15 protein-coding genes, 1 pseudogene and 1 riboswitch are annotated in these 14,075 nt (G+C 66.2%); of the genes and pseudogenes, 7 read left to right on the forward strand and 9 right to left on the reverse strand.

The features are described from left to right. Window positions 1–15: 15 nt before the first annotated feature. A complete protein-coding gene (locus AAW00_RS11310) occupies window positions 16–1,512 on the reverse strand; it encodes a phytoene desaturase (RefSeq protein ID WP_047004379.1) in 1,497 nt (498 codons plus the stop codon). Further along, window positions 1,509–2,723 carry a lycopene beta-cyclase CrtY gene (crtY, locus tag AAW00_RS11315; protein ID WP_047004380.1) on the reverse strand — a complete coding sequence of 405 codons (1,215 nt, stop codon included), beginning with the start codon at window positions 2,721–2,723 and terminating at the stop codon, window positions 1,509–1,511. Before crtY ends, AAW00_RS11310 begins: the two co-directional genes overlap by 4 nt. 95 nt (window positions 2,724–2,818) lie before the next feature. Here crtY and AAW00_RS11320 point away from each other — a divergent pair, with 95 nt between their 5' ends. Then, on the forward strand, window positions 2,819–3,418 hold the full coding sequence (locus AAW00_RS11320; RefSeq protein WP_047004381.1) for a DUF2585 domain-containing protein: 600 nt from the start codon (window positions 2,819–2,821) through the stop codon (window positions 3,416–3,418). 67 nt (window positions 3,419–3,485) lie between these two features. Continuing rightward, a complete protein-coding gene (locus AAW00_RS11325; RefSeq protein ID WP_052761894.1) occupies window positions 3,486–4,361 on the forward strand; it encodes a MipA/OmpV family protein in 876 nt (291 codons plus the stop codon). Window positions 4,362–4,419: 58 nt separating this feature from the next. Here AAW00_RS11325 and AAW00_RS11330 read toward each other — a convergent pair whose 3' ends face one another. From AAW00_RS11330 to AAW00_RS11340, 3 genes are all read right to left on the reverse strand, one after another. Next, a complete protein-coding gene (locus tag AAW00_RS11330; RefSeq protein ID WP_047004382.1) occupies window positions 4,420–6,465 on the reverse strand; it encodes an alpha/beta hydrolase family protein in 2,046 nt (681 codons plus the stop codon). A gap of 95 nt (window positions 6,466–6,560) precedes the next feature. Continuing rightward, window positions 6,561–7,241, reverse strand: coding sequence for a DUF6445 family protein (locus AAW00_RS11335; protein WP_156170044.1), 681 nt, complete (start codon window positions 7,239–7,241; stop codon window positions 6,561–6,563). A 63-nt stretch (window positions 7,242–7,304) separates the two neighbouring features. Then, a complete protein-coding gene (locus AAW00_RS11340) occupies window positions 7,305–7,820 on the reverse strand; it encodes a hemerythrin domain-containing protein (RefSeq protein ID WP_047004384.1) in 516 nt (171 codons plus the stop codon). A 101-nt stretch (window positions 7,821–7,921) separates the two neighbouring features. Further along, a riboswitch (TPP riboswitch) is annotated at window positions 7,922–8,027 on the forward strand. A gap of 45 nt (window positions 8,028–8,072) precedes the next feature. Between AAW00_RS11340 and thiC the strand changes: the two genes are divergently transcribed. The 3 genes and pseudogenes from thiC to AAW00_RS15515 all read left to right on the forward strand — a co-directional run. After that, entirely contained in the window at window positions 8,073–9,974 is a 1,902-nt protein-coding gene (thiC, locus tag AAW00_RS11345) for a phosphomethylpyrimidine synthase ThiC (RefSeq protein ID WP_047004385.1), read from the forward strand. Then, window positions 9,974–10,384, forward strand: coding sequence for an NAD(+)--rifampin ADP-ribosyltransferase (arr, locus tag AAW00_RS11350; protein WP_047004386.1), 411 nt, complete (start codon window positions 9,974–9,976; stop codon window positions 10,382–10,384). Before thiC ends, arr begins: the two co-directional genes overlap by 1 nt. A gap of 13 nt (window positions 10,385–10,397) precedes the next feature. Then, window positions 10,398–10,694 (forward strand): annotated as a pseudogene (locus AAW00_RS15515) (phosphomethylpyrimidine synthase ThiC); the annotation flags it as partial. A gap of 162 nt (window positions 10,695–10,856) precedes the next feature. Here the strand turns inward: AAW00_RS15515 and AAW00_RS15025 are convergent. Genes AAW00_RS15025 through AAW00_RS14315 form a run of 3 tightly spaced genes read right to left on the reverse strand, consistent with a single transcriptional unit; the run spans window position 10,857 to window position 12,168 of the window. Next, window positions 10,857–11,270: a hypothetical protein gene (locus AAW00_RS15025; RefSeq protein ID WP_156170045.1), complete on the reverse strand. Its 414-nt coding sequence runs from the start codon at window positions 11,268–11,270 to the stop codon at window positions 10,857–10,859. A 6-nt stretch (window positions 11,271–11,276) separates the two neighbouring features. Next, on the reverse strand, window positions 11,277–11,609 hold the full coding sequence (locus AAW00_RS11360) for a hypothetical protein (protein ID WP_047004388.1): 333 nt from the start codon (window positions 11,607–11,609) through the stop codon (window positions 11,277–11,279). A 55-nt stretch (window positions 11,610–11,664) separates the two neighbouring features. After that, the gene (locus tag AAW00_RS14315; RefSeq protein ID WP_277619346.1) at window positions 11,665–12,168 is read right to left on the reverse strand and encodes a helix-turn-helix domain-containing protein; all 504 of its coding nucleotides are present in this window, start codon (window positions 12,166–12,168) and stop codon (window positions 11,665–11,667) included. A gap of 410 nt (window positions 12,169–12,578) precedes the next feature. Between AAW00_RS14315 and AAW00_RS15255 the strand changes: the two genes are divergently transcribed. After that, window positions 12,579–12,734 carry a hypothetical protein gene (locus AAW00_RS15255; protein WP_169747309.1) on the forward strand — a complete coding sequence of 52 codons (156 nt, stop codon included), beginning with the start codon at window positions 12,579–12,581 and terminating at the stop codon, window positions 12,732–12,734. On the opposite strand, the gene AAW00_RS11370 is transcribed toward AAW00_RS15255, so the two are convergent. Continuing rightward, on the reverse strand, window positions 12,731–13,207 hold the full coding sequence (locus AAW00_RS11370; RefSeq protein ID WP_187331016.1) for a YaiI/YqxD family protein: 477 nt from the start codon (window positions 13,205–13,207) through the stop codon (window positions 12,731–12,733). The two genes, AAW00_RS15255 and AAW00_RS11370, sit on opposite strands and share 4 nt — an antisense overlap. 238 nt (window positions 13,208–13,445) lie before the next feature. Between AAW00_RS11370 and AAW00_RS11375 the strand changes: the two genes are divergently transcribed. Then, entirely contained in the window at window positions 13,446–14,033 is a 588-nt protein-coding gene (locus AAW00_RS11375) for a fasciclin domain-containing protein (RefSeq protein ID WP_047004389.1), read from the forward strand. The last annotated feature ends 42 nt before the right edge of the window (window positions 14,034–14,075 follow it).

The raw sequence follows: 14,075 nt of genomic DNA on the forward strand, positions 1-14,075 counted from the left end.
AGGCGAGCTAAACGGTCACTGCGACAGATCGTCGATCATCAGCCCCGCCGTCGCCTTGGCGCTGCCGACGACGCCAGGGATGCCCGCGCCGGGGTGCGTGCCTGCGCCCACGAGGTAGAAATTCGAAATCTTGTCATCGCGGTTGTGGCCGCGGAACCAGGCGCTCTGGGTCAGCACCGGCTCGAGGCTGAAGGCGCTGCCGAGGTGGGCGTTCAGGTCCACCGCGAAATCGAGCGGCGAGTAGCTGAACTTGGTCACGATGCGGTCGTGGATGTCGGGGATGAGGCGGCGGCCCAGCTCGTCGAGGATGCGCTTTTCCAGCTGCGGGCCGACGGTATCCCAGTCGACCGGCATCTTGCCGAGGTGCGAAACGGGAACGAGCGCGTAGAACGTGCTCTTGCCGTCGGGCGCCATGCTGGGATCGGTCACGGTCGGGTGGTGGAGGTAGATCGAGAAATCCGCCGGCAGCACGCCGCGGTCGTAGATGTCGGTCAGCAGCCCCTCGTAGCGCGGGCCGAACAGGATCATGTGGTGCGGGATGCCGGGCCAAGTGCCCTCGAGGCCGAAGTGGACGACGAAGAGGCTGGGCGAAAAGCTCTTGCGCGCGAGCTGCTTGCCGTAAGTCTTGCCGCGGTAGTTGCTGCCCAGCAGATCCTTGTAGGAGTGCACGATGTCGGCATTGCTGGCCACGGCATCGAACTTGCCCGACCAGCCGGCCTTGGTGGTCACGCCCGTCACGCGGTCGCCGGTGGTCTCGACGCTCGCCACCTCGTCGCCAAGGCGCAGCGTGCCGCCCAGCCGCTCGAAATGGCGGACCATGCCCGCGATCAGGCGATTGGTGCCGCCCCTTGTCCACCACACGCCGCCGTCCTTTTCCAGCTTGTGGATGAGGGCGTAGATGCTGCTCGTCTTCATCGGATTGCCGCCGACGAGCAGGGTGTGGAAGGAGAGCGCCTCGCGCAGCTTCTCGTTCTGGATGTACTTGGAGACGATCGAATAGACGCTGCGCCACGCCTGGTTCTTGGCGAGCGCCGGGGCCGCCTTGATCATCGACTTGAAGTCGAGGAAGGGCACGGTGCCGAGCTTGAGATAGCCTTCCTTCCACACCTCCTCGGAATACTTCAGGAACTCATGGTAACCGGCGAGATCGCCCGGCTCTAGCTTGAGGATTTCCTTGGTCAGGTTCTCCTCGTCGTTGGAATAGTCGAAGTTGGTGCCGTCGGGCCAGTTGAGGCGGTAAAACGGCATGACCGGCATCAGCTCCAGGTCCTCGTCCATGTCGTGCCCGGTGATGGCCCACAGCTCGCGCAGGCAATCGGGATCGGTGACGACCGTCGGTCCGGCATCGAAGGTGAAGCCGTCCTTCTGCCAGTGGTAGGCGCGTCCGCCGGGCTTGTCGCGGCCTTCGACGACGGTGGTGGCGATGCCGGCGCTCTGCAGCCGGATGGCGAGCGCGAGGCCGCCGAAACCGGCGCCGATCACGCAGGCGGTTCGTCCTTCGGGGGTGGTCATGAATGGTCCTTGCGATGGGGGGCGAGCAGGCGGGGCGGATTTGCGATGAGCGCCCGGACGGCGCGCAACACGGGAACGGGCGGTCGGCCGACGAGGACGCGGGCCTTGTCGGCGAGGGTGGAACGGGCAGCGTAGAACCGCTCGATCAGCGGAGCGGACAGGCCGTAGAAGCGCCCGAACACCCGGTATCGTTCCTGCGGGCGCGCGGCGCCGAACAGCATGCGGCCGAGCAGGCGGTAGAAGCCTGTGCGGCGCCAATGGCGGCGGGCGAGTGCCTCCATCCGCGCGGCGAGCTGGTCGCCGGGCAGGTCCGCATCGCGCGCCACGGCGAGCGCGGTCTCGACCGCGAAGGGCAGGGTGTAGCTGGTGAGCGGGTGGACGAAGCCGCCGCGCGCCCCCACCACCGCTACGCCGGGCACGGCCTGCGCGCGCTGGAAGGCAGCAAAATCTCCGCCGGTCACCACCGGCAGCACGCCGGTCTCGAAGCCAAGGATTTCGCCCTCCAGTCCCCGTGCGCGCAGGTACTGGTCGATGCGGCCCGAGAGCGCGCTGCGGTCGAGCATGGGGCTGTCGGCGTAGTAGGTGTCCTCGACGAACACTTCGTGCGCGCCCAGCGGCAGGACGTATACGAAGCGGTAGGCCCCGCCGTTGCCCCAGGGCGCGAGCTGGTCGACGCATGCATCCATGATGACGGGGCGTTCGATGCCGTGCGGCTCGGACGTGCGGACATGGCGACCCATGAACACCTGCCAGCCGCCCGTCAGGTCGCCCGTGGCGGCGAACCCGCGCGCGTCGATCACCGTGCGCGCGCCGATCCGCGATCCGTCGCGCAGCGCCACGCCGTCTGCGGCAATGGCGGCGACTTCCTTGCCGACGAGCATGGTGCCGGGCGCAAGCTCGCGTTCGAGCGCGGCGGCGAAATCGGTGCTGGCGAGCGAGCGATAGGAGGTGGCGAGCGTGCGCTCGCGGGCCGGAAAGCGGACGTCGTAGCCTGCGTCCCATTCGGCCTTGCGGAAGCCCTTCAGCAGCGCCTCGCCGTCTGCCGAAAGATCGCTGGCGAACCAGCTCCAGCGGTGGTTGCCACCGATGCGCGGGCCGCCCTCCATCAGCCGCACCGACAGCTCGGGCCGGTGCCGGGCCAGCGCCAGCGCGATCAGCCCGCCCGAAAGCCCGCCGCCGACGATGGCGATATCGCAGTCGCGCCTGTCCATTCTGCCGGGTGCCTTAGCGCATCGGGCGGACCGCGCAATGGACCCTTGGTCGGTAGGCTTGCCAAGCGGGCGCGCCCGCGCGATGCCTTGTGCCGATGAGCCGCCTCATGCCACACCGCGCCGCGATCCTTACCAGCCTCGCCATCGCCGCGGCCGCCGTGGCGGTGCTGCTGGCGATGGGCCGTCCGCCGATCTGCACCTGCGGCCATGTCGAGCTGTGGCACGGCAAGGTGCAGAGCGCGGGCAACAGCCAGCACATTGCCGACTGGTACGCGCCCAGCCATTTCACCCACGGGCTGATCATGGCGGGCGTCGCCTGGTTGCTGTGGCGCAAGTGGCGCCTGCTGGGCGGGCGGCCCGCGCGCTGGGCGCTGCCGATCGCCGTCGCGGTGGAAGCCGCCTGGGAGATTTCCGAAAACACGCCCGCGGTCATCCAGCGCTATCGCGAGGCGACGGCGGCCTTCGGTTACAGCGGCGATAGCGTGCTCAATTCCGCTGCCGACATCGGCTGGATGGCGCTGGGCTTCCTCCTCGCGCTCAAGCTGCCCTGGAGGGCGAGCCTCGCGCTCGGCGTCTTCCTCGAGCTGCTGGCGCTGTGGGCCATCCGGGACAACCTGACGCTGAACGTACTGATGCTGCTTTACCCCATCGAGGCCGTGCGGGACTGGCAGGCGGCGGGCGGCGCGCTGGGCTGAGCAAGAGCGCTAGGAACCCGAACCGCGCATCGTCCGTTCAGCGGCAAAACACAGGGGAGCTTCCATCGTGACAATCCGTATCTTCGCGGCCGCCGCCGCCCTCGGCGCCATCGCCATCGCATCGCCCACTATCGCGCAGGATCAGGTGGCCGACGTGCCCATCGATCCCAGCGAGACCGTATTCTCGGGCGATTACCTCTCGCTCGGCGTCGGCGCGGCCTATAGCCCGTCCTATACCGGATCCGACGATTACGTGATCGACGTGCTGCCGATCGTCCAGGGGTCGCTGGGCGGCATCAAGATCAGCCCGCGCGCGGGCGGCATCACGCTCGACTTCATCCAGGACAGGCCCGGCGGCCCCGGCATCGACCTTGGCGTGGCGGCGCGCATCCGCGGCAACCGCGCGAGCCAGATCAAGGATGAGGTGGTCGAACACTACGGCGAGCTCGACACCGCCTACGAAGTCGGCCCGAGCGCGGGCATCAGTTTTCCCGCCGTGCTCAACCCTTATGACAACCTGTCGCTCAAGACGGACGTGCTGTTCGATGTCTCGGGCGCGCACGATGGCATGACGGTCTCACCCTCGGTCACCTATTTCACCCCACTCAGCCGGGCGATGGCGGCCAGCCTTTCCATCGGTACGGAATGGGCGGACGAGGATTTCCAGGACTACTACTTCCGCGTCGACAACAGCCTGTACACCGGGCCCGCCGGTCAGCAGCTGCCGGGCTATGAGCCGGACGGCGGCGGCTTCACAAGCGTGGGGGCCAACCTGCTGCTGGCCTACGACCTCGACGGCGACCTTGCCAACGGTGGGCTGGGGCTCGTGTTCATCGGCGGCTATTCGCGCGTGCTGGGCGATGCGGCGGACACGCCGTTCACCAGCATCCGCGGCAGCGAGGACCAGTTCCTCGCCGCGGTCGGGATCGGCTACACGTTCTGAACGCGCTTCCAGCGTAGAAAAAGGGGCGGCGCGCTTCGGCTCGTCGCCCCTTTTCGCGTCATTCGCCGCCCAGTTGCAGGTCCGGCCGCGGACCGGGCATGGCGGCGTCGCGGTCGCCGGTCTTCAGGTAGGTGTCGAACCACTCCATCATGCGCACGTTGTAGTCGTAGCGTGCGGCGGCCTGGGCATTGCCGTGGCCTTCGCCGGGGTAGAGCACCAGCCGCACCGGGGTATCGGGCTGGCGCACCTTGATGTGGCGATAGAGCTCGTAGCTCTGCGTCGGGCTGACGCGCGGATCGTTGGCGCCGTGCATGATGAGCAGCGGCGTTTCCGCCCGGTCGACCCAGTAGATCGGGCTGCGCTGCAAAGTCTGGTCGTATTCGTCCCACACGTAACGACGCGCGTGGACGTTGTATTCCTCGCCCGGAATGTCCGTCGTGCCCCACTTCGAAAGGATGTTGGAGATGCCCACGAACATCACGCCCGCGGCGAATTCCTCTGAGAAGTAGGTGCTGGCCCAGGCCGTGGCGTAACCGCCGTAGCTGCCGCCGGTCACGCCCACGCGGGTCTCATCGGCGATTCCCGCCTCGACCAGCGCGCGCTTGGCATCGACGAGATCGTCGAACTCGGTGCCCGCCGCATCGCCCTGGTGCTGGCGGCTGAAGGCGCTGCCGTAGCCGGTCGAGCCACGGTAGTTGGGGCGGAACACCGCGTATCCTTCGCCCGCCGCGACATGGCCGGGGCTGGAGTAGTTCGTCGACCAGCCGTTGCTGTCGTGCGCCTCCGGCCCGCCGTGGACGTTGAGAATCAGCGGTGCGCCGCCGGAAGGCACGCCGCCGACGGGCTCGATCAGCACGCCCTCGATCTCGGTCCCGTCGCGCGCGGTGTAGGTCCACGCGCGCTGCTGGCCGAAGTCGATGTCGGCAAGCCAGGGGTTGTGATCGGTCCAGCGTTCGAACCCGTCGGTGCGCGGGGTGTAGAGGAACAGCTCATTGGGAAAGGTCGGGGCATTGGCCTCGACGGTCAGGCGGTTGCCGCCCTGTTCGAGGCTGGAGAGGATGAGCTCGCCCGGATCGATTTCCTCCAGCATCCGCCCTTCGGCCGAATAGAAGCGCAGGCGCGTCTGCACGCCCACATCGATGATCGCCGCGAGGCGGCCGTCGGCCATCCACTCGGTATCGCCCGTCGCTTCCGCCGCGCCCTCGTTCAGCGCCCGCATGGCGCCGGTCGCGGCGTCGACGAGGTAGAGCGTGGTCGGCGCCGGGTCGTTGATGTCGGTGCCGGCCACCAGCGAGAGCTGCCGCCCGTCGGGCGAAATCTCGACATCGCCGATCTTGCCTGGCGTCTCGACCGCCAGCACGCTGCCGGTTGCAAGGTTAAGGATATTGGCGCGCTTGGAGGTGTAGCTGTCGTCCACCAGCGGCGAGGGCGCGCTGGTGATCAGCGCCCAGTCTCCGCCCGGCGCGATGGTCATGCTGTCGACGTAGCCCGGCACGGTGACGGCGACGGGATCGGCGTCCACCTCCGCGCCGACGTTCGCCACGAACATGCGGTTGAGCCGCTGCTCCTCCTCGTAGACGACGCTGGTGAAACCGGCCTCGGCCTCGGCATCGCGCGCCTCGTCGGGCGCGGCGCTGGCGAGCATGTAGACGCGGGCACCGTCGGGCGAGAAGGCATAGGCGGAAACGCGCGCGTCCGCGACGCCGGCGATCTGGCGGTGCGATCCGCCATCGACCGGAATGCCCCACAGCGCGCGGTCGCCACCGTCCTCGGCCCAGAGGAAGGTAATCATGCGCCCGTCCGGCGTGAAGCCGATGTTCGAGACGTTCATGTCCTCGGGCAGGAAGGCACGCGCCTGCATCGGCCCGTCGGCAAGGAACAGCTGTTGCTGCGCGGTCGAGGTGTCCTCGCCCATGGTCACGTCGGGATAGTGGACGCGGGTATAGGCGATCCGCGTGCCGTCGGGCGAGACGGCGACGGTGCCGGTATTCTCGATCCGGGCGATGTCCTCCGGCGTCAGGTCGCGCGCGGCGGCGGGGGCGAGGGGCAGGGCCAAAGGCATTAGGGTGGCCGTGGCGAGCAGGGCGGCGCGCAGCATGGTCATCGGGGCATCCTGTGATTGTGGTTTCTGTTGTGACCACTGCATAGCGAACCGCGCGCCGGTGGCAAACCGTGCGGCGTCAGCGCCGGATCGAGGGCTCAGCGCCCGCGCATGAACATGTTGATGGTCAGCCGCCCATGGGCCGGATCGCTCGTCAACCCCGCGGGATCGGGAATGACGCCCGAATGCAGCAGCCGCCCGCGATAGAGCACCAGCCGGTCCACTTGCGCCTCCACCCGGCCGATTTCCTCGAACCGTTCGCTGCTGCCGACATGGTAGCGGGCAGGCGGCATTCCGTATTCCCGCTCGTCCTCGGCGAGGCCCGCGCGGTAGGCGTCGACGCGGGCTTCGTCGATGGTCTCGAACCCGGTGCGGCAATGGCGGTAGAAAGCCGTGCCCCCGCTCTCCGGCCCGAGCAGGTAATGCATTACCGCGATGACCTCGCCGTCGGCATGATCGTAGTGCGGGATTCGCTGGAGCGGCGCGAGGTCGGCCTCCGGCGTGGTGACTATCGAATATGTCGAGACGTCCATGCTCACGCCCCTTCGGAAGCCGAACACCTGTTGCAGCGCCTGGAACAGCAGCGGGCGTACCCGCTCGAGGTAGTCCGGCGGGCACCAGGCGCGAATGCCGGGGTAGCTCGCCCCGCCGTCCTGGAATTGCGCCGAACGCCCCCGCGCCAGCAAGGCCTCGGGCTGACCACTGGCATTGTCGATCACGACGAGCGGCTGGCCTTCCCTGCCGAGGCGCCGGACGGAGACTTGGGGGGCTGGGGTCACGATGACGCCACCCTGCGCCGCGCCGCGCGCCGGGTCAACGGCGGCGCGGCGCGGGCAGCGGGATCAGGCGTCCTCGTGCTGCTCGATGTAGGTGTCGGGGTCCTTCTCCTTGCGCTCGAACCCGCTCACGTGGCTGAGTTCAAAGGCGAGGTACTGGACGCCCAGCTTTACCCGCTCTTCCAGCGGCACCTGGCGGCGGAAGTCGGTAAGGCCCTGTCGCTCTTCCTCGCTCAGGTGCTTGGAGTTCTGAAGGTTGGCCTGGTCGACGGCCTTCCACCATCCGTCCGAGCCGACCGCGTGCTCCTTGGCCGCCTCGGCCGCCTTTTCGATCTTGTTGTGATCGTCGATGGCGTCCTCGGTCGTCTCGCTAGCGCTGTCGCTGTCGAGCGCGCCTTCGCCGCACTGGAGCAGGCGCGGATAGAAGAACCGTTCCTCGGCCTCGGCGTGGGCTTCGAGGTGATCGCGCAGGTAGCCGAAGATCCGCCCCGCCGCATCGCTGTCGCCGCGCGCCTCGTCGAGGGCGGCGAACAGCATGCGCTGGCGCTGGTGGTCGGCAAGGATGCAATCGACGATATCCATGGGTGGTCTGTCCTGTTGTCTGTTGGGGTGTGCCCGATGAACGGGCGCACGCCGGGTGGGGTTCCGGGCAATGGACAGCGGGTGACGAAAGTCCTACATCGAGGCCATCCCCGGGGTGCCACGAGGCTGAGAGCGCGGTAGAAGTCCGCGAGACCCGTCGAACCTGAACCGATTAGCATCGGCGGAGGGAGTGGCTGGTCATCCGTTCCCGGCGCCAGAAATCCGCTCCTCGTCCGCCCAAGGAGAGAGCGCATGGCCGACATCAATTCGAAGTTCGACATAGGGGTCACCACCGGCCCCATCCGCGGCAGCCGCAAGATCCACGTCGGGCCTCTCGGCGTGGCGATGCGCGAGATCGACCTCGAGCCGTCGAGCGGCGAGCCGCCGGTGCGCGTATATGACACTTCGGGCCCCTACACCGACCCGGCGGCGCAGATCGACATTCGCGCTGGCCTCCCGCAGCTGCGCCGCGAGTGGCAGCTCGCCCGCGGCGACGTGGAGGAGTATGCCGCGCGCGAGGTAAAGCCGGAGGACAACGGCCAGCTCGGCCCCGACCGTTCGGGCGGCGTGCCCGGCTTTCCCAACGTCCGCCAGAAGGTCCTGCGCGCCAAGGGTGGTATTGGTTCAGGGGGCGCCAACCTCAGCCAGATGCACTACGCCAAGCGCGGCATCGTCACGCCCGAGATGGAATACGTCGCCATCCGCGAGAACATCGGCCGCGAACAGATCGCTCGCGAGATGGATGGCAACAGCTGGGGCGCGGCGATCCCGGAATATGTCACCCCCGAATTCGTCCGCGACGAGGTGGCGCGGGGGAGGGCCATCATTCCCTCCAACGTCAACCACCCGGAATGCGAGCCGATGGCGATCGGGCGCAATTTCCTCGTCAAGATCAACGCCAACATCGGCAACTCCGCCGTCGCATCGGACGTCGCGAGCGAGGTCGACAAGATGGTTTGGTCGATCCGCTGGGGCGCGGACACCGTGATGGACCTCTCGACGGGCCGCAACATCCACGACACGCGCGAATGGATCATCCGCAACAGCCCCGTCCCCATCGGCACCGTGCCGATCTACCAGGCGTTGGAAAAGGTCGGCGGCATTGCCGAGGACCTGACCTGGGAGATCTTCCGCGACACGCTGATCGAGCAGGCCGAACAGGGCGTCGATTACTTCACCATCCACGCCGGCGTGCGCTTGCCCTACGTGCCGATGACCGCCAAGCGCGTCACCGGCATCGTCAGCCGCGGCGGCTCGATCATGGCGAAATGGTGCCTCGCGCATCACAAGGAGAGCTTTCTCTACGAGCGCTTCGACGAGATCACCGAGATCATGAAGGCCTACGACATTGCCTATTCGCTGGGCGACGGCCTGCGCCCGGGCAGCATCGCCGACGCGAACGACGAAGCCCAGTTCGCCGAGCTCTACACGCTGGGCGAACTCACCAAGCGCGCCTGGGAGCAGGACGTGCAGGTCATGATCGAAGGCCCCGGCCACGTGCCGATGCACAAGATCAAGGAGAACATGGACAAGCAGCTGGAGGCCTGCGGCGAGGCGCCGTTCTACACACTCGGCCCGCTCGTCACCGACATCGCGCCCGGTTACGACCACATCACCAGCGGCATTGGCGCGGCGATGATCGGGTGGTTCGGCACCGCGATGCTCTGCTACGTCACGCCCAAGGAACACCTCGGCCTGCCCGACCGCGACGACGTGAAGGTGGGCGTGGTCACCTACAAGCTCGCCGCCCACGCCGCCGACCTCGCCAAGGGCCACCCGGCCGCCAAGGTCCGCGACAACGCGCTTTCACGGGCGAGGTTCGAATTCCGCTGGCGCGACCAGTTCAACCTCAGCCTCGACCCCGACACCGCCGAGCAATACCACGACCAGACCCTACCGGCGGAGGGCGCCAAGACCGCCCACTTCTGCTCGATGTGCGGGCCCAAGTTCTGCTCGATGAAGATCACGCAGGAAGTGCGGGACTTCGCGGCGAAGCAGAATTCGGAGAGCTACCTGGCAAGCGAAAACATCAAGCGCGAGACGTCAGCGGAAGAGGCCGAGGAAGCGCGCGAGGGGATGAAGGAGATGAGCCGCGTCTACGAGGAAACGGGACGGGAGCTGTATATCGGGCAGGGCAATCGCGAGCATGATTGATGAGTGAGGCCGATCCGTTCCCGCAGGTCTACCTCCATGGCACTCGCGCTGAGCTGAAGGCGGGCGACCTGATCACCGTGGACTACACCTCGAACTTCGACGACCGCGCGCTGTCGTGGGTCTATTTCTCCGCCGCCATGCACGCTGCCAAGTGGGGCAGCGCGCTGGCCAGGGGCGAGGGGGCGGAGCGCATCTATGCGGTGGTGCCCACCGGCCCGATCGAGGACGATCCCAACGTCACCGACAAGAAGTTCCCCGGCAACCCCACCCGCAGCTACCGCTCGCGAGATCCACTGCTGGTGGTCGGCGAACTGACCAGCTGGGAGCCGTTCTCTCCTGAAGAAGTGCAGCGGATGAAGGACGGACTCGCCGAGCTCAAGCGGCAGGGCAAGGACGTGATCATCGACTAAGCTGTAACGTTTCGACCCCGACACCGCCAGGCAATACCACGACCAAACCCTGCCCGCGAAAGGCGCCAAGACCGCGCACTTCTGCTCGATGTGCGGCGCCAAGTTCTGCTCAATGAAGATCACGCGGGAAGTGCGGGATTTCGCCGCGAAGCAAAATTCGGAAAGCTACCTGGCGAGCGAGAACGTGCGTTCCGAAACCTCGGCCAAACAGGCCGACGAAGCGCGCCAAGGAATGGCGGAGATGACCCGCGTTTACAAGGAAACAGGGCGCGAGCTCTATATTGGACAGGGTAGTCGCGAGCACGATTGATCGGCGCACACGACGGCATCAAGTCTTGCGGTAAAGCGGCGCGGATAGCTGGGCGCCGTGTCGAAGTGCGACCAGGTCTGCATTGTTGACGTGATTGGCCTCGACCCCTGTTTCCCCCCTATTGGCGTCTGCTGCGGAGGAGGGGGGATGGCGAAAGTGCAACTACCGCACCTTGTTCGTTATTCGCTGGTCCATCGACACCCCAATTACCAGCACCACAAGTGCGGGAAGGGCCCAGAACGCACTGGCGACCAGAAATAACGACCGCTCTCCATAGGGAAGGACCAAGGCGCAAATATCAAAAGTCACGACGGTTATCATGCAACCGGCAAACCAAATCGGCCAGTATCGATGAGAGCGGAATGCATGCCACCAGATGTAGCCCAACAGAAGAACATCGATGCCAGCTACCGCAAGTTGGGCCGTGTAAAAGTGCAAAAAGAGTTGCGCGGCGCAGGTGAGAATTGCGGCAGTTCCTATCGCAAGAATGGCGGGTCGATCCGCAGGATCACCCGCCCGCCCTCCGAATCCCAGTGCTATGGCTAGCAATAAGAGGAAGGCGAGCGGTGCAATCATGTGTTTTCAGACCAGTTCTGTCAGGCCGGTGGGCTCTACAGGGACTCCACCCGGACAACCAAATGCTGTTTCACGCAAAGTCGAGCGGCGCTGGATCAGCGTGAGTTCGCGTGTCGTTGCGCTAATTTCAGCGCGGCTGGCGATCAGTTTGGACAGGCCCTCGCCAGCACTGGCCAGCGCCATCTGAGCGGAGCCAACCGGCATCTTCGATGCCTTGCTGACTTCGACGATACTGGCACAGAGATGGGCGAGGGACATGACCGCGTTATCTACGGCATCGACCGATTCCTGCGTGTCCTTGGCGATCACCTGTCCCGCGGCCTGTTCGATTTTATGCATGGCAAAGCTCCTTGGAAACTGCGCCCAAGATCGGACGCGTTTGCCAATACAGGCTTCAGCCCGGGCCATTTGCCAACTCAGACACAGCGATAATGGACAATATTACCACACAGGTGCCGAGGATACAGCACATCGCAACCCGCAAGATATAGGCGCGGCGTTGACTCGAGGATACAGCGTTCGTCTCACCACCCAAGGGGGGTAGCCATTTGGTCTTCTCCGAATCTGCAATGGTGCTGGCAGTAGGGGCACCCGATCCATCATCTGACTGCGCGGTGACAAGCCATTCGTCGGCGGTCGCGGACGACCGCAACATGAAGCCATCCTGTTTCCCCTGTCTCTCAACCTCATTGTCGAGCTCGCTCAGACGCGCGACTGCCGCAAGGCGATTGTTGGCTCCCAGAGTTTCCATTGCGGTGGCGACATGCTGTTCGACCGTCCGATGGGATATCTCCAATTCACGGGCGATCTGCTTGGATGTCAGCCCCATCTTGACGAGCGTCATGCATTCACGTTGCCGCGCAGTCAGTCCGGCTGCATTCGCTGTGCTATCTGACACCAAGCTTACCTCCAAAACGGATGCAAAATATGGAGACTGCGGAGACTGCGGCAAGCGTATTGTGGCCCGCCGTCCATTCCCGCTGCTGAAGCAAGATGACAAGCGTGGTTCGTTTTAATGCAGAAGCGCTAGGACAGTCGCGCCGCGACAGACGCAACAAGGCGACAGACAAGGCAAATTGCCCCTCGGTCGGACTAAGCGAGGGCTGCGAAGCACCGGTCTCGAACGCAATCTCCGCGCCTTGGCTTTACGGGTTTCCTCGCCCGACTTGCGTCTGCTTTCGGCCATGATCGGTTCCAATTGGGGCGAAAGGTCCCTAGCCCATATGAGGTGGCGTATCGCAAAATCCGCGCGAAATGCGACGGACCTGGGGGCTGGCATGACGTGCGCTTCCCGCGCATAGGTGCGCTATGGCCGACCTTTACCTGAAGAACCTCGAATCCGAACGCCTCCAGCTGTGGGCGACCTGCCGCCTCAAGGGGCTGGCGCGGGACACGCCCGAGCGGCAGCGTATCGCGGCGCTCGACGAAGTGATCGCGGCGCACAAGGCGAAGGCCTGGGGCTAGCGCACGGCGCGGGAGAGCCGCACCAGTTCCCGGTCCAGCGCCTGCAGGAACCGCGAGCGGTCCTCCTTTCGGAACGGTGCCGGTCCGCCGCCGCTCCCTCCCAGCGGGCCGTCCATCCCCGCGCGCAGGTCGGCCAGAATCGCGCGGGTGGCGACCGCGCCGCCCATGCTGGCGGCGTCGAAGGGTTTGCCGGTGTGCGCCAACACGGTCGCGCCGGCCTTTAGCGCGCGGTCGGCGAGGAGGATGTCGCCGGTCACCACCAGCGTCCTCGGCCCTGCGGCTTCCGCGATCCAGTCGTCCGCCGCGTCGAAGGCGTCGGAGACCGTCACCCGCTTCACCCGCTCGCTCACGGGCACGCGGAACACTTGGTTGCTGACCACGCGGACATGCGCGCCGTGGCGCTCGGCCACGCGGTAGATCTCTTCCTTCACCGGGCAGGCGTCGGCATCGACGAGGATAGTCACAGGGTCCATACAACCGGGATAGCGCCGCGCGGGCGCTCACGCGAACTTCTTTCGCATGGCTGTCACGCTTAGGCGGGGCCGCTCGCGTCGCGGGGTCGCCGGGCGCACTACGGTCTTTGGCCCATGCGCCGGCAAATCTCGGAACACGCGCGCATCCACCCCGTTGGTTGGGGGACGGCGCGTAGCCCGAACGGGTTATCGCCTTTCGCCGTATATGCCCCAACAGACGTAAAACAGGACAGTTCCCATGAAATTCCATATGCTTGCCCTGACCTCGGCCGCCGCGCTCGCGCTGGCGGCGTGCTCGGATGGCGCCGAAGAGGCCACCCCCGCTGCCGAAGACACTGCGATGGCCGACACCACCGCCAACGACATGGCGACCGAAACCGGCACCATCGTCGAGGTGGCGCAGGGCAATCCCGACTTCTCCACGCTGGTGAGCGCCGTGACCTCGGCGCAGCTGGCCGAGACGCTTTCGGGCACCGGCCCCTACACCGTCTTCGCGCCGACCAACGCCGCCTTCGAAAAGGTGCCGCAGGCCACGCGCGACGAACTGATGAGCGAGGCGGGCCGTGAGGACCTGACGGGCATCCTCACCTACCACGTCGTCGAAGGCAATGTGGATGCCGCCACGCTGACGCAGGCCATCCAGGATGCGGGCGAGGCCGGTTACACGATCAACACCGTCAACGGCGGAACGCTGACGGCCATGATGGACGGCGAGAACGTGGTCCTGCGCGATGCCGCCGGCAACACCGCGACAGTGACGGCGACCGACGTGCCGGCTTCCAACGGCGTGATCCACGCGATCGACACCGTGCTGATGCCGAGCTGATCTCGCTTAGATGCAATAAAGAGGGGCGGCCTGCGGGTCGCC

Origin of the sequence: Aurantiacibacter luteus (assembly GCF_001010945.1) — a bacterium.
GTDB lineage: Bacteria > Pseudomonadota > Alphaproteobacteria > Sphingomonadales > Sphingomonadaceae > Alteraurantiacibacter > Alteraurantiacibacter luteus.